This window comes from Rahnella sp. PCH160, from assembly GCF_047784855.1.
Lineage (GTDB): Bacteria > Pseudomonadota > Gammaproteobacteria > Enterobacterales > Enterobacteriaceae > Rahnella.
Map to the genome: position 1 here is coordinate 1,606,574 of NZ_JBLOGT010000001.1, position 21,097 is coordinate 1,627,670.

17 protein-coding genes and 1 tRNA gene are annotated in these 21,097 nt (G+C 54.4%); 9 read left to right on the top strand and 9 right to left on the bottom strand.

The genetic code is table 11. The features are described from left to right. Positions 1 to 160 precede the first annotated feature (160 nt). The 6 genes from malK (at position 161) to gdhA (ending at position 6,707) form a co-directional block, all read left to right on the top strand. The gene (malK, locus tag ACM5QY_RS07460) at positions 161 to 1,270 is read left to right on the top strand and encodes a maltose/maltodextrin ABC transporter ATP-binding protein MalK (RefSeq protein WP_416119958.1); all 1,110 of its coding nucleotides are present in this window, start codon (positions 161 to 163) and stop codon (positions 1,268 to 1,270) included. 26 nt (positions 1,271 to 1,296) lie between these two features. Beyond that, a complete protein-coding gene (locus tag ACM5QY_RS07465) occupies positions 1,297 to 2,595 on the top strand; it encodes a maltoporin (protein ID WP_416119959.1) in 1,299 nt (432 codons plus the stop codon). A gap of 225 nt (positions 2,596 to 2,820) precedes the next feature. Then, positions 2,821 to 3,720 carry a maltose operon protein MalM gene (gene malM / locus ACM5QY_RS07470; protein WP_416119960.1) on the top strand — a complete coding sequence of 300 codons (900 nt, stop codon included), beginning with the start codon at positions 2,821 to 2,823 and terminating at the stop codon, positions 3,718 to 3,720. A 133-nt stretch (positions 3,721 to 3,853) separates the two neighbouring features. Further along, positions 3,854 to 4,552: an acid phosphatase gene (locus ACM5QY_RS07475; protein WP_416119961.1), complete on the top strand. Its 699-nt coding sequence runs from the start codon at positions 3,854 to 3,856 to the stop codon at positions 4,550 to 4,552. A gap of 175 nt (positions 4,553 to 4,727) precedes the next feature. Then, the gene (locus ACM5QY_RS07480; RefSeq protein WP_416119963.1) at positions 4,728 to 5,213 is read left to right on the top strand and encodes a methylated-DNA--[protein]-cysteine S-methyltransferase; all 486 of its coding nucleotides are present in this window, start codon (positions 4,728 to 4,730) and stop codon (positions 5,211 to 5,213) included. A gap of 150 nt (positions 5,214 to 5,363) precedes the next feature. Then, a complete protein-coding gene (gene gdhA / locus ACM5QY_RS07485) occupies positions 5,364 to 6,707 on the top strand; it encodes an NADP-specific glutamate dehydrogenase (protein ID WP_416119964.1) in 1,344 nt (447 codons plus the stop codon). A gap of 65 nt (positions 6,708 to 6,772) precedes the next feature. Here gdhA and ACM5QY_RS07490 read toward each other — a convergent pair whose 3' ends face one another. Then, positions 6,773 to 9,043: a TonB-dependent siderophore receptor gene (locus tag ACM5QY_RS07490; RefSeq protein WP_416119965.1), complete on the bottom strand. Its 2,271-nt coding sequence runs from the start codon at positions 9,041 to 9,043 to the stop codon at positions 6,773 to 6,775. 229 nt (positions 9,044 to 9,272) lie between these two features. Between ACM5QY_RS07490 and fes the strand changes: the two genes are divergently transcribed. Then, on the top strand, positions 9,273 to 10,607 hold the full coding sequence (gene fes / locus ACM5QY_RS07495; RefSeq protein ID WP_416119966.1) for an enterochelin esterase: 1,335 nt from the start codon (positions 9,273 to 9,275) through the stop codon (positions 10,605 to 10,607). On the opposite strand, the gene ACM5QY_RS07500 is transcribed toward fes, so the two are convergent. The 5 genes from ACM5QY_RS07500 to ACM5QY_RS07520 form a co-directional block, all read right to left on the bottom strand. Then, on the bottom strand, positions 10,596 to 11,399 hold the full coding sequence (locus tag ACM5QY_RS07500) for an ATP-binding cassette domain-containing protein (protein ID WP_416119967.1): 804 nt from the start codon (positions 11,397 to 11,399) through the stop codon (positions 10,596 to 10,598). The genes fes and ACM5QY_RS07500 overlap by 12 nt on opposite strands. Further along, positions 11,396 to 12,424, bottom strand: coding sequence for an iron-enterobactin ABC transporter permease (gene fepG / locus ACM5QY_RS07505; protein WP_416119968.1), 1,029 nt, complete (start codon positions 12,422 to 12,424; stop codon positions 11,396 to 11,398). Before fepG ends, ACM5QY_RS07500 begins: the two co-directional genes overlap by 4 nt. Before the next feature lie 2 nt (positions 12,425 to 12,426). After that, positions 12,427 to 13,461 (bottom strand): Fe(3+)-siderophore ABC transporter permease, encoded by a 1,035-nt coding sequence (fepD, locus tag ACM5QY_RS07510; protein ID WP_416119970.1) that lies wholly within the window; start codon positions 13,459 to 13,461, stop codon positions 12,427 to 12,429. Positions 13,462 to 13,472: 11 nt separating this feature from the next. Then, the gene (gene fepB / locus ACM5QY_RS07515) at positions 13,473 to 14,441 is read right to left on the bottom strand and encodes a Fe2+-enterobactin ABC transporter substrate-binding protein (RefSeq protein WP_416119972.1); all 969 of its coding nucleotides are present in this window, start codon (positions 14,439 to 14,441) and stop codon (positions 13,473 to 13,475) included. A gap of 176 nt (positions 14,442 to 14,617) precedes the next feature. Continuing rightward, positions 14,618 to 14,694, bottom strand: a tRNA-Ile gene (locus ACM5QY_RS07520). A gap of 142 nt (positions 14,695 to 14,836) precedes the next feature. Here ACM5QY_RS07520 and mug point away from each other — a divergent pair. Continuing rightward, positions 14,837 to 15,334: a G/U mismatch-specific DNA glycosylase gene (gene mug, locus ACM5QY_RS07525; protein WP_416119974.1), complete on the top strand. Its 498-nt coding sequence runs from the start codon at positions 14,837 to 14,839 to the stop codon at positions 15,332 to 15,334. 82 nt (positions 15,335 to 15,416) lie between these two features. Here the strand turns inward: mug and rpoD are convergent, their stop codons facing one another. The 3 genes from rpoD to rpsU all read right to left on the bottom strand — a co-directional run bounded on the left by rpoD (position 15,417) and on the right by rpsU (position 19,657). Then, positions 15,417 to 17,255 (bottom strand): RNA polymerase sigma factor RpoD, encoded by a 1,839-nt coding sequence (gene rpoD / locus ACM5QY_RS07530; protein ID WP_416119975.1) that lies wholly within the window; start codon positions 17,253 to 17,255, stop codon positions 15,417 to 15,419. Between the two features lie 303 nt (positions 17,256 to 17,558). Continuing rightward, positions 17,559 to 19,307, bottom strand: a complete 1,749-nt coding sequence (dnaG, locus tag ACM5QY_RS07535; protein WP_416119977.1) for a DNA primase — start codon at positions 19,305 to 19,307, stop codon at positions 17,559 to 17,561. A 134-nt stretch (positions 19,308 to 19,441) separates the two neighbouring features. Continuing rightward, positions 19,442 to 19,657 carry a 30S ribosomal protein S21 gene (rpsU, locus tag ACM5QY_RS07540; protein ID WP_001144069.1) on the bottom strand — a complete coding sequence of 72 codons (216 nt, stop codon included), beginning with the start codon at positions 19,655 to 19,657 and terminating at the stop codon, positions 19,442 to 19,444. Positions 19,658 to 19,972: 315 nt separating this feature from the next. Between rpsU and tsaD the strand changes: the two genes are divergently transcribed. After that, positions 19,973 to 20,986: a tRNA (adenosine(37)-N6)-threonylcarbamoyltransferase complex transferase subunit TsaD gene (gene tsaD, locus ACM5QY_RS07545; RefSeq protein ID WP_416119979.1), complete on the top strand. Its 1,014-nt coding sequence runs from the start codon at positions 19,973 to 19,975 to the stop codon at positions 20,984 to 20,986. Positions 20,987 to 21,097 lie beyond the last annotated feature (111 nt).

Consider the following 21,097-nt stretch of genomic DNA (forward strand, 5'->3'; position numbering starts at 1 on the left):
TTTGATTTTTGGTGTGAACTTTCATCCGGTTGCATGAATAGGTCATCCTCCCTGCTCCTCCCCATGAAAAATTCTGTTACGGATGATTACGCTTAACGGCCGATCCTTCACTCTTCGTTGCATTGAGTTTTCCCGCTGGCAGCAAGTACAGGAGTTCAGGATGGCGAGCGTTTCCCTTAACAGCGTGTACAAAGCCTTTGGCGAAACCGTGATTTCCAGCGACATCAATCTGGAAATCGAAGAGGGCGAATTTGTGGTGTTTGTCGGGCCATCCGGCTGCGGTAAATCGACGCTGCTGCGCATGATTGCCGGTCTGGAAGACATCACCTCCGGCGAGCTGAAAATTGGTGACAAACGTATGAATGAAGTGCCGCCCGCAGAACGCGGTATCGGCATGGTGTTCCAGTCTTATGCGCTTTATCCGCATTTGTCCGTCGCTGAAAACATGTCTTTCGGCCTGAAACTGGCGGGCGCGAAAAAAGCCGAAATTAGTCAGCGGGTGAATCAGGTCTCCGAAGTGTTGCAACTGGCGCATCTGCTCGACCGTCGTCCGAAAGCGCTGTCCGGCGGGCAACGTCAGCGCGTGGCGATTGGCCGTACGCTGGTGGCAGAACCGTCCGTTTTCCTGCTCGATGAACCGCTTTCTAACTTAGATGCCGCGCTGCGTGTGCAGATGCGTATTGAGATTTCCCGTCTTCATAAGCGCCTGAAACGCACCATGATTTACGTGACGCACGATCAGGTCGAAGCGATGACGCTGGCTGACAAAATCGTGGTGCTCGACGCCGGGCATATCGCGCAGGTCGGTAAGCCGCTTGAGCTTTATCACTATCCTGCCAACCGCTTTGTCGCCGGGTTTATCGGCTCCCCAAAAATGAATTTCCTGCCGGTGAAAGTCACCGGTGCTGAACCTGCGCGTGTGCAGGTTGAATTGCCCAATCGCCAGCAAGTCTGGCTGCCGGTGGAAGGCACCGACGTCCAGGTCGGCAGCAACCTTTCGCTGGGGATCCGCCCTGAACATCTTCTGCCAAGTGACGTCGCCGAAGTGACGCTTTCCGGCGAAGTGCAGGTGGTTGAGCAACTGGGTAACGAAACACAGATCCACATCCAAATTCCGGCAATTCGTCAAAACCTGGTGTACCGCCAGAACGACGTGGTGCTGGTAGAAGAAGGTGCAACATTCGCCATCGGTTTGCCGCCACACCGCTGCCATCTGTTCCGCGAGGATGGAACGGCATGTCGCCGGTTACACCCCGAACCTGGTGTTTGAAAGCACGCGATCCCCTACAGGAGAAAATGATGATTACAATGCGTAGTTCTTCCCTGGCGCTGGCAGTGGCTGCTGGCATCCTTTCTACACAAGCAATGGCCGTTGATTTTACGGGTTACGCCCGTTCGGGTATCGGCTGGACCGGAAGCGGTGGCGAGCAACAGTGTTTCAAAGCGACAGGCGCAGACAGCAAATACCGTCTCGGTAACGAATGTGAGACGTACGCAGAGTTAAAACTGGGTCAGGAAGTCTGGAAAGAAGGGGATAAAAGCTTCTACTTCGACACCAACGTGGCGTATTCCGTATCCCAACAGAACGACTGGGAGTCAACCGATCCGGCTTTCCGCGAAGCAAACGTGAAGGGTAAGAACCTGATCGAATGGCTGCCGGGCTCCACTATCTGGGCCGGTAAGCGTTTCTACCAACGTCATGACGTCCACATGATCGACTTCTATTACTGGGATATTTCAGGTCCGGGTGCCGGTCTGGAAGATGTCGACCTGGGCTTCGGTAAATTGTCTCTGGCCGCGACCCGTAACACCGAAAGCGGGGGCTCTTACGGTTACATCGCTGACCAGCGTAATGAAGTGCCAACGTCCAACGACGTGTTCGACGTTCGTCTGGCTGGTCTGCAAACTAACCCAGGCGGTGTGCTGGAACTGGGTGTGGATTACGGTCGCGCCAATGCGCGTGACGGTTATTCTTTCGCTGATAATGCGACTAAAGACGGCTTCCTGTTAACGGCTGAACACACGCAAAGCATTTACAACGGCTACAACAAATTTGTCCTGCAATACGCGTCTGATTCCATGACCGATCCGGGCCAGGGCGCAGCAAACGGCCATTCCAACGGTGCCGCCATCGACAACAACGGCAGCATGATCCGCGTTCTCGACCACGGTGCCATCGACTTCAACGATACCTGGAGCCTGATGTATGTGGCGATGTATCAGGACGTTGACCGCGACAACAACAACGGCACGACCTGGTACACCGTGGGTGTGCGCCCGATGTACAAATGGACGCCAATCATGAGTACCTTGCTGGAAGTCGGTTACGACAACGTGAAATCTCAGCGCACCAGCGAGAAAAACGGTCAGTACAAAGTTACCCTGGCGCAACAGTGGCAGGCAGGCGACAGCATCTGGTCACGTCCGGCCATCCGTGTCTTCGCCACCTACGCGAACTGGGATGAAAAATGGGGCTATGACACTGACAGCGGCTCAAGCAATGGCTTAGCGATGAATGACACCAGCACAAGAACCTTCAGCCGCGGCAACGACGATGAAGTGACTTTCGGTGCGCAGATGGAAATCTGGTGGTAAACCTCGTCATCCTTCATGCCACTGGTGCGTTGGCTGCGCTTCCTCGCCCCGGTCACGTAGTTGTCTACGCTCCCGGGGACTTGGAGGCTTGCCGCCTTCCTGTGACACGAATGATTTAGAGGTTCGGCTCCTCATTGCATAAACAAAAGCAGTAAAGAAGATGTGCTGGCTGGCGGATTATCGGTGATGACCGCCAGCTTCAGGGTGATTTCAAAGGAAACAATAATGAAAAAAAATCTGCTGTCACTGTGTCTGTCGCTGAGTCTGATGGCGGCTGCCCCTGCGGTCGGGCACGCTGCACAAAATGATGCCAATACGGCACCGGCGATTTCCAGCCAGACCTTACGCAACCTTTCATGGACGCCGCTGGTTCCGCCAGTGACGCAGGATGTGACGCTCGGAACCTCCAGCGTACAGATTAATCAGGGTGAAATTCAGGGCGCGGTGGGCGCGTTTGCGCTGCCTGCCGATCGCGGTTCGCTTGAAATCACGCTGACCAGTATTGCCACCGGCAAAACCCTTTATGCGCCGAACGTCTTAGTGCTCGATGAGCAGATGCGTCCGGCGGCGTTTTATCCTTCCAGTTATTTCCCGTACCAGAAGCCGGGGATCGTCTCCAGCGATCGTCTGGAAGGCACATTAAAACTGACGCCAGCGCTGGGTCAGAAACAAATTTATCTGCTGGTGTACACCACGCGTCAGGATCTGGCAGGCACCACGCAGATGACCAATCCGGCGAAAGCCTTTGCGGCGGGCGTGGGTAACGCCGTGCCAGATATCCCGGATCCGATTGCGCGTCATACCCCGACCGGCACGCTGAGCATTAAAGTGACCGCCGAACAGCGAACCGGTAACGTGATGATTGGTCAGATCTTCCCGTCTTCCGCCCCGGCCGCGGCAACGCCAGTGGTGGTCGGCAATACCCAGCCTGCCGCCGCGCCCGCTGCAACGCCTGCGAAGCCAAACGAGCCGATGCTCAGCGATTCTGAAAGCTACTTCAACGACGCGATTAAGAAAGCCGTGAAAGCCGGTGACGTTGATAAGGCCCTGAAACTACTGGATGAAGCCGAACGTCTGGGCTCGAAAACCGCCCGTAAAACCTTTATCGAAAGCGTGAAACGGTAAGCACCTTTTACGCCTTTTCCCGCGAGGAAAGGGCGTAAATCCGTGCCGTCGTATTTAAGGAATTTTGTTGTCATTTATCCGTCATATTCCTTCTCTATTCTCCTGATATTCAAAAAATATCAGGAGTTTCACCGTGCGTAAGTCACTTGTCGCTTTACTGCTTTTCACTTTGGGTTCGACGTTTGTTGTTCAGGCCGCTGACGAAGCCAAACCCTTCATCACTTCCGAACAGCTTGATCTGACCAAATATTTGCCTGCACCACCGGCCGATGATTCCGCTCAGACCAAAGCCGAACTGAAAGAATTGCTGGAGATTCAGGCGACCCGAACGCCGGAACAGGAAAAAGCGGCGATTGCCGATGCCGAAGAAAACGTCTGGCGTTATGCCGATGTGATGGGCCCTGATTTTACGGCGGAAAAACTGCCAAAAACCGCCGCGTTGTTTGAGCGCGTCGTCGCGACAGAAGACGTGGTGGATGATCACGCCAAGAAAGCGTTTAACCGCCCGCGCCCGTACATGCTGGATGAGCAGATTCATCCGTTGCTGAAAAAATCCAAATCTGGTTCATGGCCTTCCGGGCATTCCACTATCGGTTACCTGATGGCGACGGTGCTGGGCGAAATGGTGCCGGAAAAACGTAATGCGCTGTTCACCCGCGCCGCCGGTTATGCCGAAAATCGCCTGGTGGCGGGTTTCCATTACCGTTCTGATACCGTGATGAGCCGTACCGGTGCGGCGCTGATTGCGCAGAGAATTTCTGAAGAGCCTGAGTTCAAAGCTGAATTTGAGGCCGCAAAAGCCGAGCTGCGCGCACAGATGGGCCTGAAATAACCGCTTTTCTCTCCGCTAATATTCCTACCCCTGAAGCGTTACATTCAACTATGTAACGCTTTCATTTTTCGAAGATTCTCTGGAAGATGTCCCGCAAATCCCTGTTTTGCCTCTTGGTCTGCTTCACGCCTTTCCGGTAAAGTGTTCTGCGCATAACAGGCTGAGGAAAGTACAAATGGACTACAGATTTAAGCGGATAGATTCACCGGTCGGATTACTCACCCTGGCGGCAAAAGGTGACAAGCTGACAGCTATTTTGTGGGAATGCGAAATCGATGGTCGGGTGAAACTGGGCGAAATGGTGGAAGACCCGACGTTTCCCATCTTGCTGAAAACCGAACAACAGCTGAATGAATATTTTGCGGGCAAACGCACGCGCTTTGAGCTGGATCTCGATTTCACCGGCACCGAGTTTCAGAAAGAAGTCTGGGCTGCCCTGCTGGAAATCCCGTTTGGTGAAACGCGAAGCTACGGCGATATCGCCCGGCGTATTGGCCGCCCGAAAGCCGTCCGCGCCGTGGGTGCCGCCAATGGCCGCAACCCGATTTCCATCGTTGCACCTTGTCACCGTGTAATCGGAACATCCGGTAAGTTAACCGGTTTTGCTGGCGGGCTGGACAATAAAGCGCTGTTGCTCAAACTGGAAGGTCGCAAATCCTGAGGGGATTTTTGGTGATTTTTACCCAATAAAAAGGGCGAAAAATTGCTTGATGTCCGTTCGTAAGTCGATGCATAGTCAAAAAATAAGCAGTAAATAATTAAGCAGCAAATAACAAAGACAACATCCCTTACGAAACGGAGTTTTACCCTCATGGATCAAATTCAATCCCTCGAACAGTTCTTATCCTCAGTCCAGCAACGCGACCCGCATCAGGTCGAATTTTCTCAGGCCGTTCGTGAAGTCATGACCACGCTCTGGCCGTTCCTCGAACAAAACCCGCAATACCGCCGTGCTTCTCTGTTAGAGCGTCTGGTTGAGCCGGAACGCGTGATTCAGTTCCGCATTGCGTGGGTTGATGACAAAAATCAGGTGCAGGTAAACCGCGGCTGGCGCGTGCAGTTCAGCTCTGCCATCGGCCCGTATAAAGGCGGCATGCGTTTCCATCCGTCGGTCAATTTGTCGATTCTGAAATTCCTCGGTTTTGAACAGACGTTTAAAAACGCGCTCACCACGCTGCCAATGGGCGGCGGGAAGGGCGGCAGTGATTTCAATCCTAAAGGCAAAAGCGAAGGCGAAATCATGCGTTTCTGCCAGGCACTGATGCTGGAACTTTACCGTCATCTGGGGCCGGACACTGACGTTCCTGCGGGTGACATCGGCGTCGGCGGGCGTGAAGTCGGTTATATGGCGGGGATGATGAAAAAACTCTCCAACAACACGGCGAGCGTTTTCACCGGCAAAGGTCTGTCATTTGGCGGCAGCCTGATCCGCCCGGAAGCCACCGGTTATGGTCTGATTTACTTCACGCAATCCATGCTGCGCCGTCATGGGCTGGATTTCGAAGGCATGCGCGTGGCGGTGTCCGGCTCGGGTAACGTGGCGCAATACGCAATAGAAAAAGCCATGTCGCTGGGCGCGCGCGTGATTACGGCGTCGGATTCAAACGGCACGGTGGTCGATGAAGCCGGTTTTACGCCGGAAAAACTGGCGCTGCTGACGGAAATCAAAGCCAGCCGCGATGGCCGCGTGTCTGACTATGCGCAAAAAATGGGGCTGTCATACCTTGAAGGCCAGCAGCCGTGGAACGTACCGGTGGACATCGCGCTGCCGTGCGCCACGCAAAATGAGCTGGACGTAGAATCCGCCCGCGTGCTGATCGCCAACGGCGTGAAAGCCGTGGCAGAAGGCGCGAATATGCCGACGACCATCGAGGCCACCGACCTGTTCGTTGAGGCGGGCGTATTGTTCGCGCCGGGCAAAGCGGCCAATGCCGGTGGTGTGGCGACGTCCGGGCTGGAGATGGCGCAGAACGCCGCGCGTCTGAGCTGGAAAGCCGAAGAAGTGGATGCACGCTTACGCCACATCATGCTCGATATTCATCAGTCGTGCGTGGAGTACGGCGGTGAAGGCAAACAGACGCAGTATGTGCGAGGCGCCAATATTGCCGGTTTCGTGAAAGTCGCGGATGCCATGCAGGCGCAAGGCGTGCTGTAAAAAATAGCTGTCACACCAACAAGATAGCCACCTTTTCAGGTGGCTTTTTTACAGGTCGCGAAGGCTTAGAAGTGCGTGTTCAGACTCATGTAGAAAGTCCGTCCCGGTTCGTTATAGGTCGCTGCACCTGCGCCATACATATAGGCGTTGGTGGTGGCGTTACCCACGGTCTGGGCATTACCCGCGCGGAACTGACGTTTGTCGAACACGTTATCAATACCGGCGGTTACGCTGACATTTTTTGTCGCAACGTAGGTGCCGCTCAGGCCAACCACAGAATACGGGCTGACTTCATTCTTCTCACTTCCGGTTACAGCTTCACCCTTGTAGTTGTATTTCTTCGGCTTCTGACGGCCATACCAGGTCAGGGTGGACTGCACGGAAAAATCTTCCGTTGCCTGCCAGCTCAGCGTGGAGTTGATCGTAAATTCAGGGATGATCGACAGATAATCGCCGGTCTCTTTGTTTTTACTTTCAATTATGTAGGTACCGTTGTTATTCCAGGAAATGGTGCTGCTGACCGGAATATTCAGCGTGCCTTCCAGCCCCTGAACCACGGCTTTAGGGATGTTTTGCCATTTATAAACGTCAGTGGTGCCCGTCGTTGATGTGCCGGTTGGCAGATAACCCGCCTCGATTTTATTGCGATAATCGTTACGGAAGTACGTCACACCCGCCTGATAACCGTTGCGGTGGAACTCCAGACCGATCTCTTTGTTGATGCTGGTTTCTGCATCGAGATCTTTATTCCCCACCAGATAACAGCCACCGCCGCTGGCCGCGCAGCCCTGACCTTTACTGTAGAGCACGTAGTTCGGGTTGGTCTGATAGAGGCTCGGCGCTTTGTAGGCGCGCGCGATCCCCATTTTCAGCGTGAAGTCATCACCCAGTTCCTGAGACAGATTCAGGGACGGACTCCAGTTATTGCCGACAATCGAGTGATGATCAAAACGCAGGCCCGGCACCAGCATTGTGCTGTCGGTCAGCTCAATGTTGTCTTCAGCAAACAGCGAGAAGATCTCCGCCTGCGAATACGGGCTGCGACCCGTGCTGTCGATACCGTCAATGGCGCCGCCGAGCATGGACTGAATGTTGGAAGACGGGTCTTTCATCTTCTGCTGGTTCCATTCGGTACCGAACGTGGCGGTTTGCGGCACGCCTAAATCAAACGGAATACTGACTTCGCTGTGCGCGAGAATGTCGCCCAGCTCGATAGTGTTGAAGCTATCGTCAGAGAAAATCCCCTCGGTGCCGCCAGCCAGACCTTCATCCATGCGTGAGTTACGGGTTTTTTCGTACTGCACATAATTGGTCGTCGAAACGCCGTTGTCCCACGCGCCTTTGTACGTCAGGGCGTAGGACTGGCGGTATATGCGGTTGGTCTCTTTGCCGTACATGCTTTTAACCAGCGTGCTGGTATTGGTGTTTTGCGTGTCACCGGCGTACAGGTTGCCCTGACGGCTGTTGGATACTTCAAACTCCAGTGACTGCATGCGGGCGAAATCCCAGTGCAGCATGGCGTCGATATTTTTGTTGATAACGCCTTCGCGACCGGCCGGAACGGTGTCGGCATAGGTGCCGGTACGTTCGGACTGATGGCCGTCGTTGATATATTGCGAATCAGCCTGCGTTTTGCTGTACCCGCCAAACAGACGGAAACTGAACTGATCGCTGAGCGGGCCGGACAGGCTGAAATCGGTGCGTTTCGTGGAGCCTTCTTCTTTATGCTGCGGCGCGTTCATGTAGGTATTCCATGAACCGTGCCACTCCTGGGTATCTTTTTTGGTGATGATGTTCACCACGCCGCCCGCCGCGCCATTGCCATACCGCGCTGCTGCCGGGCCACGGATCACTTCGATACGGTCAATCATATCGGGCGGAACCCAGCTGGTATCGCCGCGGGTATCACGCTCGCCGCGCCAGCCCTGACGCACGGAGTTGCGGCTGTTAACCGGTAAACCGTCGATCAGCGTCAGGGTGTTTTCCGGACCCATCCCGCGGATATCAATCTGACGGTTGTTGCCGCGCTGTCCGCTGGTGGAGTTACCGGTAAGGTTTACGCCAGGCATGGTGCGGATCAGTTCGTTGATGTCGCGTGCCGGGGGACGTTTTTGGATTTCATCGGCAGTGATGGTGGAAACGCCCGGTGCCTGAAGGTTTTGCTGTGCAGCGGTGACGACCAGTGTCTCTTCGGTTTTTTTCGGCGTTTCTGCAGCCGTTGTTCCCGGTTCTGTTGCGTTTGTTGCGGTAGTTTCTGCTGCGCTGGCTGGCAAGGTAAGCGCTGATCCCAGCCCGATTAAGGTTGCCAGAGAATAATGTGGTAGCCTGTTTTTCATGTCGAATTCTGCCCTGAAATTCCATCCCTTCCTGAAAATATCGAGATTGAACAGGAGGATGGCCTGTTGTATGTGTAGTTTTTATTGACCCGCGTTACGGGCTGTAACACATTATTGCAAATGAAAATAATTATCAATGCGATTACCATTCTTGATCTGTATGAAAAGCGTAAAGCGGTCATGCCGGGAATGTCTTTTCTTGTCTGCCAAAAGGCTGTAAAGCGTAAAAATGATGAAATCTCAGCATCCGGAAAAGTGCACGGCGCAGGCCATGTTATTGAGCCCTCAGGCGGGAAGTGCTGCGTGGTGGCATGAAATTGCCTCGCGGGGAACGCCGTGGACAGAACCTTTGCGTGACGGTTTTTGCGGTGTGACTTTTTTCTGGCGGGATCCGCAGGGCGACGAAATGACGTCGGAGACTCAGCGGGTTTGGATCAATATCAACGGGATTACCGATCACCATCAGTCGTCGCCGCCGCAGAGTTTACAGCGGCTGGCCGGAACGGATGTCTGGTACTGGCAGACCGAATTGCGTGCGGACTGGCGCGGGAGTTACAGCCTGATCCCGCGTACCGAAGCCGGCGCTGAATTTCCGAAAAATAACGATGATTATCAAAGCATGCTTGCTGCACGCGAATGGTGGAAAAACCTGTTCCGCCTCGCGACGCACGATCCGCTGAACCCGCATCGCCCGTGGCCCGGTGCAAAATCCCATGCGTTGTCCGGCCTGCATATGCCGGGAGCGTTGCCCCAGCCCGCCTGGGCAGAGTTTGACCTTCATGGCCCGAAAGCACCGCAAGCCCCGGCGTTGCTGCAAACGTTTCGCTGGAAAAGTGCGCGTCTGGGGAATATGCGAAACGTCTGGGTGTTTACCACCGGCGAAGGTCTGGAGCCTGCCTCGCGCCCGCTGGCAATCCTGCTCGACGGCCAGTTTTGGGCGAAACAGATGCCTGTCTGGCAGCCACTGATGCAGCTCACGCGCGAAGGGGCGCTGCCCGAAGCGGTCTACGTTCTGATTGATGTCATTGATATTCAAAGTCGCAGCCGCGAGCTGACCTGTAATCCTGAGTTCTGGCTGGCGGTGCAGGACGAGTTATTGCCGCAGGTGAAAAACCTGGCAGCGCACAGCGATAACGCGCAAAAAACGGTGGTCGCGGGGCAGAGTTTTGGTGGCCTGTCGTCGCTGTACGCCGGTTTGCACTGGCCTGAACGTTTCGGGTGCGTGCTCAGTCAGTCGGGGTCTTTCTGGTGGCCGCGGCGTAACCGTCAGCAAGCCAGTGATGATCAGCAAGAAGCGGAAAGCATCCTGTCGCAGGTTGAAAAAGGTCTGGGGGAAAGCAGCCATTTGAAAATCTTTATGGAAGCCGGCAGAAACGAAAAGCTGATTTATGAGGTAAATAATCAGATGGAGGCGCTGCTGAAACCGACCCCCAATCAGGTGCGTTACCGCGTGCTGGAAGGCGGACACGACGCGCTGTGGTGGCGCGGCGGTTTGCTCGACGGCCTGTGCAGTCTGTGGGATGAGACGCCGTGGGCCGCCGGGGATCCTCCGTCAAACGGCTAAATTGCCGAGCGGAATAATTAACGGCGTATGTGATACCGGACAGTCGATGATTGAGCAACGCAATCCGAAAACCTGCTCAATCAGTTCCGGCGTGACGATATCGGCAGGCGCGCCTTCCGCGAGGATTTTTCCGTCGCGCATGGCGATAAGATGCCCGGCGTAGCGGCAGGCCTGATTCAGATCGTGCAGCACGACGACCAGCGTCCGGCCATTTTCCTGATTCAGACGACACATTAACTCCATTAAATCAATCTGATGAGCGATATCCAGCCAGGTCGTCGGCTCGTCCAAAAGCAGCAGCGGCGTTTGCTGCGCCAGCACCATCGCTATCCACACCCGCTGTCGCTGCCCGCCGGACAGCGAATTCACCGTGCTTTCCGCCAGTTCATCAACGCCGGTAGCCCGCATCGCGTCATCGACAGCTTGCGTGTCGTGTGCGTTCCAGCGGCTGAAGAGATTCTGGTGCGGATAGCGCCCGCGACCGACCAGATCGGCGACCGTGATATCGCCCGGCGCGGTTGAACTTTGCGGTAATAAGCCCAGCCGTTTCGCCACGTCTTTTGTGCCGTAATCGCCAATCCGTTTTCCGTCGAGAAAAACCGCGCCGGATTGCGGCTGCATCAGGCGGCTCAGCGTGCGTAATAACGTCGACTTTCCACAGGCGTTCGGCCCGATAATTACCGTCAGTTTCCCTTCCGGGATCGACACCGACAAATCCCGCGCGATGACTTTTTTGTCATAACCCAGCGTCAGGTTCTGCGCATACAGCGGTGAAAAATGTTCGGACTTCATGAGCGGCGGGACTCCCGGATGAGCAAACCAATCAGATAAATACCGCCAAGACTGACGGTGAGCACGCCGACGGGCAGCTGATAAGGCAGGAACAGACGCTGCGCCGCGACGTCAGCGGCGAGGAGCAGCAGCGCGCCGGTCAGCGCGGCAAAAAATAACGCGTGCTGCTGGCTGGCGCACAGGCGGCGGGAAATCTGCGGTGCCACCAGCGCGATAAACGAAATGGGTCCGGCCAGCGCCGTCGCGGCGGCGGTTAATGCCACGCCCGCCAGCATCAGCAGCAGGCGCGAACGCTCCACCGGGACACCCAGCGCGCACGCGGTATCGTCACCCATTTCCAGCAAACGCATTCGCGCGGAAAGCAGACGTGCGAGGAACAGCGCCGCAACAATCAGGCAGATCACCGGCAGACTTTTTTCCCATGTAATACCGTTGAGCGAACCCGCATTCCATAACCCGGCGGTGAGCGCAGATTCCAGCGAGGCGTTGATAATCAGCCAGGTATTGCCCGCAATCAGCAGCGCACGCACGCCGATGCCGACGATAATCAGCCGGAAGGTTTCGACGCCCTGACGCCACGCCAGCACATAAACCAGCAGCGCACTGACGGTGCCTCCGGCCATGGCGCCGATCAGGGTTTCACCTGCGCTGGCGTTGAACAGCACGATGGCCAGCAAAACGCCGCTATAGGCACCGGTGTTAAAACCGATGACGTCCGGACTGCCCAGTGGGTTACGCAGAAGTGACTGGAAAATCGCGCCGCTGACGCCCAGTGCAGCGCCGATAACCAGCGCCATCACCACACGCGGCAGACGCCACTGAGTCACAATGATGTGCAGGTTTTTCGGGCCGTCACCGAGCAGGGCGCTGGCGACCTGAGCCGGTTTCAGCGCCAGCGCGCCGCTGCCCAGCGCAAGTATTGTCAATAAGAGTGTGCATAAAACTAGCGCAAACGCGGTCAGAAACGGCCGCGAAATTAGCGTGTTTTTTTTCAGTGTGCGGAATTCAGATAAGATCTGGCTCATGGCTAACCTCTGCGTAATCCGCCGGGGCGGCGAACCAGAAAAATGAGCACCGGCGCGCCGATAAAGGCGACGACGACTGAAACCCGCAGCTCACCGGCGACCAGAAGCCGCCCGGCGATATCCGCCGCCAGCAACAGCACCGGCGTGAGAACCAGCGTCCACGGCAACATCCAGCGGGGATCCGCACGACAAATCCAGCGCGCCATATGCGGCACCATCAGACCAACAAACGCTATAGGGCCGACGGCCGCCGTCGCGCTGCCGCATAACAGCGTGATGGCCAGTAATCCCAGCAGTTGGGTGGTGATGATTTTAGTGCCCAGCGCGGTCGCCAGTTCACTGCCCATCGTCAGATTATTCAGGGAACGGATCATCAGCAAACTCAGGAAAACGGCGAAAAGGATCGGCGGTGTGACGGTTCGGATCACCGCCATATTGCGGATATCCAGCGAACCGGCCTGCCAGAAGCGCAACTGATCGTAAACCTGCGGATTTAGGAGGGAAATTCCCGACGAGAACCCTTCCAGAACGGCCGCCAGCGCAACGCCTGCCAGCGTGAGACGAACGGGATCCAGCCTTCCGCGCCCGAGTGCGCCAATCATGGCGACCAGCAGCGTCGCTGATAAGGCTCCGGCAAACGAGAACCACAGATAACCGCTGACATCGGTGGCACCAAAGAAGGCAATCCCGAGAACGACCGCGAACCCCGCTCCGGCGTTAACGCCAAGAATGCCGGGATCGGCCAGAGGATTGCGGGTCAGAGTTTGCATCAGCGCGCCCGATAATCCGAGCGCCATTCCCGCCAGCAAACCGGCCAGCGTTCTCGGCAACCGGGCATCGGTCACGATCACGCAGTCAGCGCCGGTGCAGTGCCCGTTGAGTGCTGAAATCACGGTGCTGAATGAAAGAGATTTCGCACCCAGTAACAGACTCAGCGCCATCATCAGAACAAGCAGCAGCACGGCAAACAGTAACCCGGTGGCTTGTCGCGAAAACTGCCCCGGCGATGAAACGCGGGGCACAGAAACCGGGTGCATAAGACGAGGCATCAGCGGGAGGCGAACAGGGTTTCAAGCTGCGTCAGCATATTGCTGGCGCTGTAATAATCCAGCCTGAAAGTGTCATCACCCATCGCATAAACGCGCTTACCTTCTACGGCGGGCAATTTTGCGAGGAACGGATTGCTCAGCAGACGCTCCGCGTCGGTTTGACTGGCAGAGAACAACAGCAGGGTCTGGCCGTTCAGCGCGTCAGGCATTTTCTCGCCGGAAAGCTGAATGATATCATGACGTTTTCCCTGACTCAGGCTGGCGGCAATGTTTAAAGGCACCGATGCCAGCGTAAACCCTAACTCTTGCAGCAACTGTCCCTGCGGCGAGGCGGGGGTCCAGAGATTTGCCGTTTTGCCATCGGCGCTGTAAACCAGCGCAGAAACGGGCTGTGGTGGTAGTTTCATGGCTTTTTTCAATGCATTTTCGCGTGCATCAAATCGGGCAATAACGGCTGCAGCATCGGCTTCCTTGCCCGTTGCCTGACCTAATTCCTTCGCCAGATCCTGCCAGCTTTTGTCGTCATAATTGACCACCATGACCGGCGCAATCACGGAGAGCTGATCATACAGTTTCAGGGCGGAGTCGCCGCCGGTGGCAGCAATAATAATTAAGTCTGGAGCCTGACCGGCAATGGCTTCTGCATTCGGTTCGCCGATGTACAGACGTTCAACTCCGCGTTTTTTCGCGACATCTCCCCACTGGCGGAAGAAACCCTGTTGATCGGCAATGCGGCTGTTTGGCCCGGAAGCCCCGCTGGCAATTACCGGCGCGTTGATGGCCAGTAATGTCCCCGTGACCGTCACGCTGGTGGACACAATTCGCTGCGGAGGTTGCTGTAATGTGAGGATGCCGTGAGAGGTTTTGATCTCGCGAGGCCAGCCTTCTGCAAAGGCATGAGTGGTGAAAATTAGTGATAAAAAAAGCCCGGCGATCCCTGCAAAAATGCGAAAACCAGCGCTATTCATTGGATCCATTCCCTAATTTTTAATGTTAATGGTTCTCATTATTATATTTAGGCGCGGCGCGGTCAATCGCGGGAGGGGCAGATCGAGGGTAAAGGTCTGGTTAAGGCGGGAATCATGGGAACAAAAAAGCCACTTCTTGCGAAGTGGCTTAATTATATGATTTAAAAGCTAAAATTTGGTGGCCCTTGCTGGACTTGAACCAGCGACCAAGCGATTATGAGTCGCGTGCTCTAACCAACTGAGCTAAAGGGCCGAGGTGCGGGATTATACGGTAAACTCTGCTTACAGGTCTATATGTGTTCGGTCTGTATGCGTGTTTTGTGCACAGTTCTAGTATGTTGTGTTCGCAGACTTTTTTACCCATAACTCGAGCAAATACGTCTCAGGAAAACATTATGCTTACAGATATCCTCGCGGAGGATCTTCAGGTCGTGTTCTGCGGTATTAATCCCGGCCTTTCATCTGCCCATAAGGGTTACCCTTTTGCTAATGGTAGCAATCGTTTCTGGAAGGTGATTCATCAGGCGGGTTTCACAGGGTGTCAGTTAGCGCCGGAGCAGTGGCAGCAGTTGCAGGATTTTGGCTGCGGTATCACGGCGCTTGTGGCGCGTCCGACGGTGGAAGCCAGCGAGTTGAATCGCGATGAATTGCGCGATGGCGGTGAGGTGTTAAAAGAGAAAATATTTCATTACCAACCACGTGCATTAGCGATCCTGGGTAAACAGGCCTTCAGTAAAGCCTTTGGCATTAGCAAGGTAAACTGGGGGCGCCAGACGCTGAAAATTGGCCGGAGTGATGTCTGGGTTTTGCCTAATCCCAGCGGGCTGAATCGTGCGACGCTCGAAGAGCTGGTTGAGTCGTATCGTGAGTTATATGCGTCGCTTAATCCCTGACTTTTACATGAATACGAACAAAAAAGCCCCGCCATTTCCAGAGAAAGGCGGGGCTTTTTAATGGCTGACAGCCTGAAGGCGATTAATCGTCCAGGAAGCTGCGCAGCACTTCAGAGCGGCTTGGGTGGCGCAGTTTACGCAACGCTTTCGCTTCGATCTGACGGATACGTTCACGGGTAACGTCGAACTGTTTGCCCACTTCTTCCAGCGTGTGGTCAGTGTTCATGTCGATACCGAAACGCATACGCAGAACTTTCGCTTCACGTGCGGTCAGGCCAGCCAGAACGTCATGCGTTGCAGAACGCAGGCTTTCAGACGTTGCAGAATCCAGCGGCAGCTCGAGAGTAGTATCCTCGATGAAATCACCCAGATGCGAATCTTCATCGTCGCCGATTGGCGTTTCCATGGAGATTGGCTCTTTCGCGATTTTCAGCACTTTACGGATTTTGTCTTCCGGCATCAGCATACGTTCAGCCAGCTCTTCCGGCGTAGGTTCGCGGCCCATCTCTTGCAGCATCTGACGGGAAATACGGTTGAGTTTGTTAATGGTCTCAATCATATGTACCGGGATACGGATGGTACGCGCCTGGTCGGCGATAGAGCGGGTGATAGCCTGACGGATCCACCAGGTCGCATAAGTTGAGAACTTATAACCACGGCGATATTCAAACTTATCAACGGCTTTCATCAGGCCGATGTTGCCTTCCTGGATCAGGTCGAGGAATTGCAGACCACGGTTGGTGTATTTCTTCGCGATAGAAATAACCAGACGTAAGTTTGCTTCAACCATCTCTTTCTTCGCGCGACGGGCTTTCGCTTCGCCGATCGACATGCGACGGTTGATATCTTTAACCTGTTCAATAGTCAGGCCAGTTTCTTCTTCGATCTGACGCAGTTTCATGAGGCCGCGTTGGACATCTTCGGTGACATCTTTCAGCTTCTCAGACCACGGTTTACCCATTGCCAGAGCGGCATCAAACCAGGTATTGCTGGTTTCGTTACCGGCGAACAGATTGACGAAGTTTTTCTTCGGCATTTTGCACTGTTCAACGCACACTTTCATGATCAGGCGTTCCTGAGTACGTACGCGATCCATCATGGAACGCATGCTGTTAACCAGGAAATCGAATTGTTTTGGCACCAGACGGAACTGTTTGAACACGTCAGACAGTTTCAGGATTTCTTCTGCTGCGCTCTTGTGGCTGCGGCCGTTTTTCTTGATGACCAGACGCGTCGCTTCATGCTGTTCACGCAGTTCTGTGAACTTCTGGCGAGCCAGTTCCGGGTCGATGCTGTTGTCGTCTTCAGCGTCGTCATCTTCATCTTCTTCTTCGTCGTCATCAGTCTGCTCTTCTGTGGTCAGCTCAGAACCCACGTGAGTCGCAGTTGGTGCGATTTCTTCTTCGGCGTTAGGGTCAACAAAACCGGTGATCAAATCAGACAGACGAACTTCGCCTGCTTCAACGCGGTCATATTGCTCTAACAGATAAGTGATAGCTTCAGGATATTCAGCAACGGAGCACTGGACCTGATTGATACCGTCTTCGATACGTTTAGCGATGTCGATTTCGCCTTCACGGGTCAGAAGTTCAACGGTACCCATCTCGCGCATATACATACGCACGGGGTCGGTGGTACGGCCAATTTCAGATTCAACGCTGGAAAGTACCTGCGCCGCCGCTTCTGCAGCGTCTTCATCGGTATCAGGGCGGTTTTCGGCCAGCATCAAATCATCGGCGTCAGGTGCTTCTTCGAGAACCTGAATGCCCATGTCGTTAATCATCTGGATGATGTCTTCGATCTGGTCGGAATCGACGATATCTTCCGGCAGATGGTCATTGACCTCAGCATAGGTCAGATAGCCTTGCTCCTTACCACGGGTGACAAGTAGCTTAAGCTGTGACTGCGGGTTTTGCTCCATAAGACGGTATCCACACTTCAGAGTATTTGGGTTGGTGTCGGTCGGGTAACATCGCCAACAATAACGTTAGGGGCGTTTATTGTGCCGCGGCCCACCAGGGCGGCTCTGCGCAGGGCCATGCCCCGCTATATATCGGCACTTAAGCCGTGTCTTTTGTGTTACCCGTCATTCTTCAAACTACAGATGCGTTGGCGGCTCTCATTTGCCCGAATTATCTACTTGAGTAAACTCATCGGGACGCTTTCGTTTGCCGCCTTCCTGCAACTCGAATTATTTAGGGTAACCTTCTAATGTTCTTATTTTTTAAGACTTTCTCGCAAGTACCTGGTTCAGGGAACTGACTTCTGTGCGTTCCTCCGGACTCAGGCCATGCGTCCTGGCTTTTGCAATCAAGGTTTCAAGCCGTTGCTCTAAAATAGAGTCATACAGGCTGGCCAGCGTGGCACGAAATTCTTCTTCGACCATCTCCTCTACGATCATGTGGTTCCATGTCGCCAGAGTTTCAAGCTGCTGGTAGAACTTATTGTCACGATACAGTTCCAGCAATTGTCCTGTTGTCAGCCCCGGCTGGGCTAAGCAAGTCGTCACTAACTCGCTGAACAGATCCAATCCTGGTTGCTTCGCTTGCTCCAAACCTTGCAGCGAGGGTATAAGTGTAGCCAGTTGTGGGTTTTGTACCAGTAACCCTATAAGTATACGCATGGTTGTGCGTTTTAGCTGTGGCGCCTGGTAGACATTGCTACCTTCTGCCTGTTTAGGCATCAGCTTTTCCAACTGGCTGTCATCTAAAATGCCGAGCTTGTTCCCTAACTGCTGACGCAAATACATCCGTAACGTTTCACCGGGAACCTGGCGGATCAGCGGCAATGCCAGCATGCTCAATTTGGTCCGGCCGTCAGGGCTGCTCAAATCTACCTGCGGCATCAGCGAATCAAACAGGAAAGTGGAAAGCGGCATCGCCTGCTCCATCCTTTGTTCGAACACTTCTTTGCCTTCTTTACGCACCAGCGTGTCCGGATCTTCGCCGTCGGGTAAAAACATAAAACGCAATTGACGGCCATCATTGAGATACGGCAATGCCGTTTCCAGTGCGCGCCATGCGGCTTCACGCCCCGCGCGGTCACCGTCATAACAACAAACGATGTTATCCGTGCTGCGGAACATCAGCTGAATGTGGTCCGCTGTCGTGGAGGTTCCCAGCGACGCAACGGCATAATCGATGCCGAACTGCGCCAGTGCGACGACGTCCATATACCCTTCAACCACCAGCAAACGCGCCGGGGAGGGGGCTTTCAGCTGTGCTTCATACAGGCCATACAGCTGGCGGCCTTTATGGAAAATCTCGGTTTCCGGTGAGTTCAGGTATTTCGGCGTATCGTTGCCTAAAACCCTGCCTCCAAATGCAATCACGCGGCCGCGTTTGTCGCGGATCGGGAACATGACCCGTTCGCGAAAACGATCATAGCTGCGTCCGTTGTCATTGGTGACCAACATACCGGCGTCGATCAGAGACGCTTTATCATCGGCATTCTTACCGAAACGCTTTAACACGTTGTCCCAGCCCGGCGGGGCGAAACCAATGGCAAAATGGTTGATGACGTCTTCACTTAAACCGCGCCGGGCAAGATAGTCTCTGGCCAGTGCACCTGCGGATTGTTTAAGTGATTGCTGATAAAACTCGCTAAGCGGTGCCATCAACTGGTAGAGGCTTTGACGCTGATGACGCTCCATCTGAGTCGGGCCAGTGCCTGCTTCGTACGGCACTTCCAAACCCTGCATTGTCGCCAGTTCCTCAATGCTTTCGACAAACTCAAGTCTGTCATAGTTCATCAGGAAATCGACGGCATTGCCGTGGGCTCCACAGCCGAAACAGTGATAAAACTGCTTATCGCCATTTACGGTAAATGAGGGTGTTTTCTCATGGTGGAAAGGGCAGCACGCGTGATAGTTTTTACCCTGTTTCTTGAGCTTTACACGAGCGTCGATCAAATCGACGATATCGATACGAGCCAGCAAGTCATTGATAAATACGCGCGGAATTCTCCCAGCCATAAGCCCCTTACTCACTAGCCTATAAACGAGAACAAGCCGCGCATTCCTTTCGGAAAGCACGGCCTTCGTATGCTACTACGCAGTCTGCGCGTTCTTAATATTGCAAATCACGCGATTTGGGGTTGCCCCGAAGATTAATACAGACGAGTGCGGCGTGCGTTTTCGCGAGCCAGTTTCTTGGCGTGGCGTTTTACTGCAGATGCTTTAGCGCGTTTACGTTCGGTAGTCGGTTTTTCATAGAATTCACGACGACGAACTTCTGCCAATACACCTGCTTTTTCGCAGGAACGCTTGAAGCGACGCAGAGCTACGTCGAACGGCTCGTTTTCACGTACTTTAATTACAGGCATGTGCCTCTCACCTCGATAAAATCGGTTTGTTTGCTGGTGTTGTACCAGCACATTTCAAAATGGTGCGGAATTTTACTTCAATTCCCGTCGACTTGTAAAGCACAACGGCAAATTGAAGCGGGCGCCTCTTGCAACCCTTCTGCAACATCGTGCGCTCGCTTTTGCGTCGGGCGGCGATTATATACCAATCAATCAAAATTGCTCGACATTAATTGTCCGCAGCGTGAGGAATTCCTTCACCAGTGCAGCACCTGCCGGGGCTTGTGTGATAAACTGCGCGCCGCGAGTTAGCCTGAAACCATGATGGAAAGAGTGATGCGAGTACTGGGTATTGAAACGTCCTGCGATGAAACCGGAATTGCAGTTTATGACAGCGAAGCCGGTCTGTTAGCCAACCAACTGTATAGTCAGGTAAAACTGCATGCAGATTACGGCGGTGTTGTGCCTGAACTGGCCTCGCGTGACCATGTACGTAAAACAGTACCGCTTATTCAGGCTGCGCTGAAAGAGGCAGGGCTGACCGCTCAGGATATCGATGGCGTGGCGTATACCGCCGGTCCCGGTCTGGTCGGTGCGTTGCTGGTCGGCGCAACTATCGGTCGCTCTCTGGCGTTTGCCTGGAATGTGCCTGCCGTGCCGGTTCATCATATGGAAGGCCATTTGCTGGCTCCGATGCTGGAAGATAATCCGCCTGATTTCCCGTTTGTCGCTTTGCTGGTTTCCGGCGGCCATACGCAGTTAATCAGCGTGACCGGCATCGGTGAATATACTTTACTCGGTGAATCTATTGATGATGCAGCAGGCGAAGCGTTTGATAAAACAGCCAAATTATTAGGGCTGGATTATCCGGGAGGGCCGCTGCTGTCAAAAATGGCCGCGCAAGGTGTCGCCGGGCGGTTTACGTTCCCGCGTCCGATGACCGACCGTCCGGGGCTGGATTTCAGCTTTTCCGGCCTGAAAACGTTCGCGGCCAACACGATCCGCGGTAATGACAGCGATCCCCAAACGCACGCCGATATTGCCCGCGCTTTTGAAGATGCCGTGGTCGATACGCTGGCTATTAAGTGCAAACGTGCGCTGGACCAGACTGGTTTTAAACGTCTGGTCATGGCTGGGGGCGTCAGTGCGAATCGCACGTTACGCGCGAAATTAGCCGAAATGATGACCCGGCGTGGCGGCGAAGTATTCTATGCGCGTCCTGAATTTTGTACCGATAACGGTGCGATGATCGCTTATGCGGGCATGGTGCGGCTGAAAACGGGCGCAACGCCGGACTTAGGCGTGACCGTGCGCCCGCGCTGGCCTCTGGCCGAACTTCCGCCAGTCTGATCGGGGCTGCGTTGTTAAATAAGTGCGAAAAAAAACGATCTTCAATGAGGTAATGCCGATCAGTTAAGGATCAGTTGAACGATCCAGTGGCTGTGTAAAAATCCAGAAACG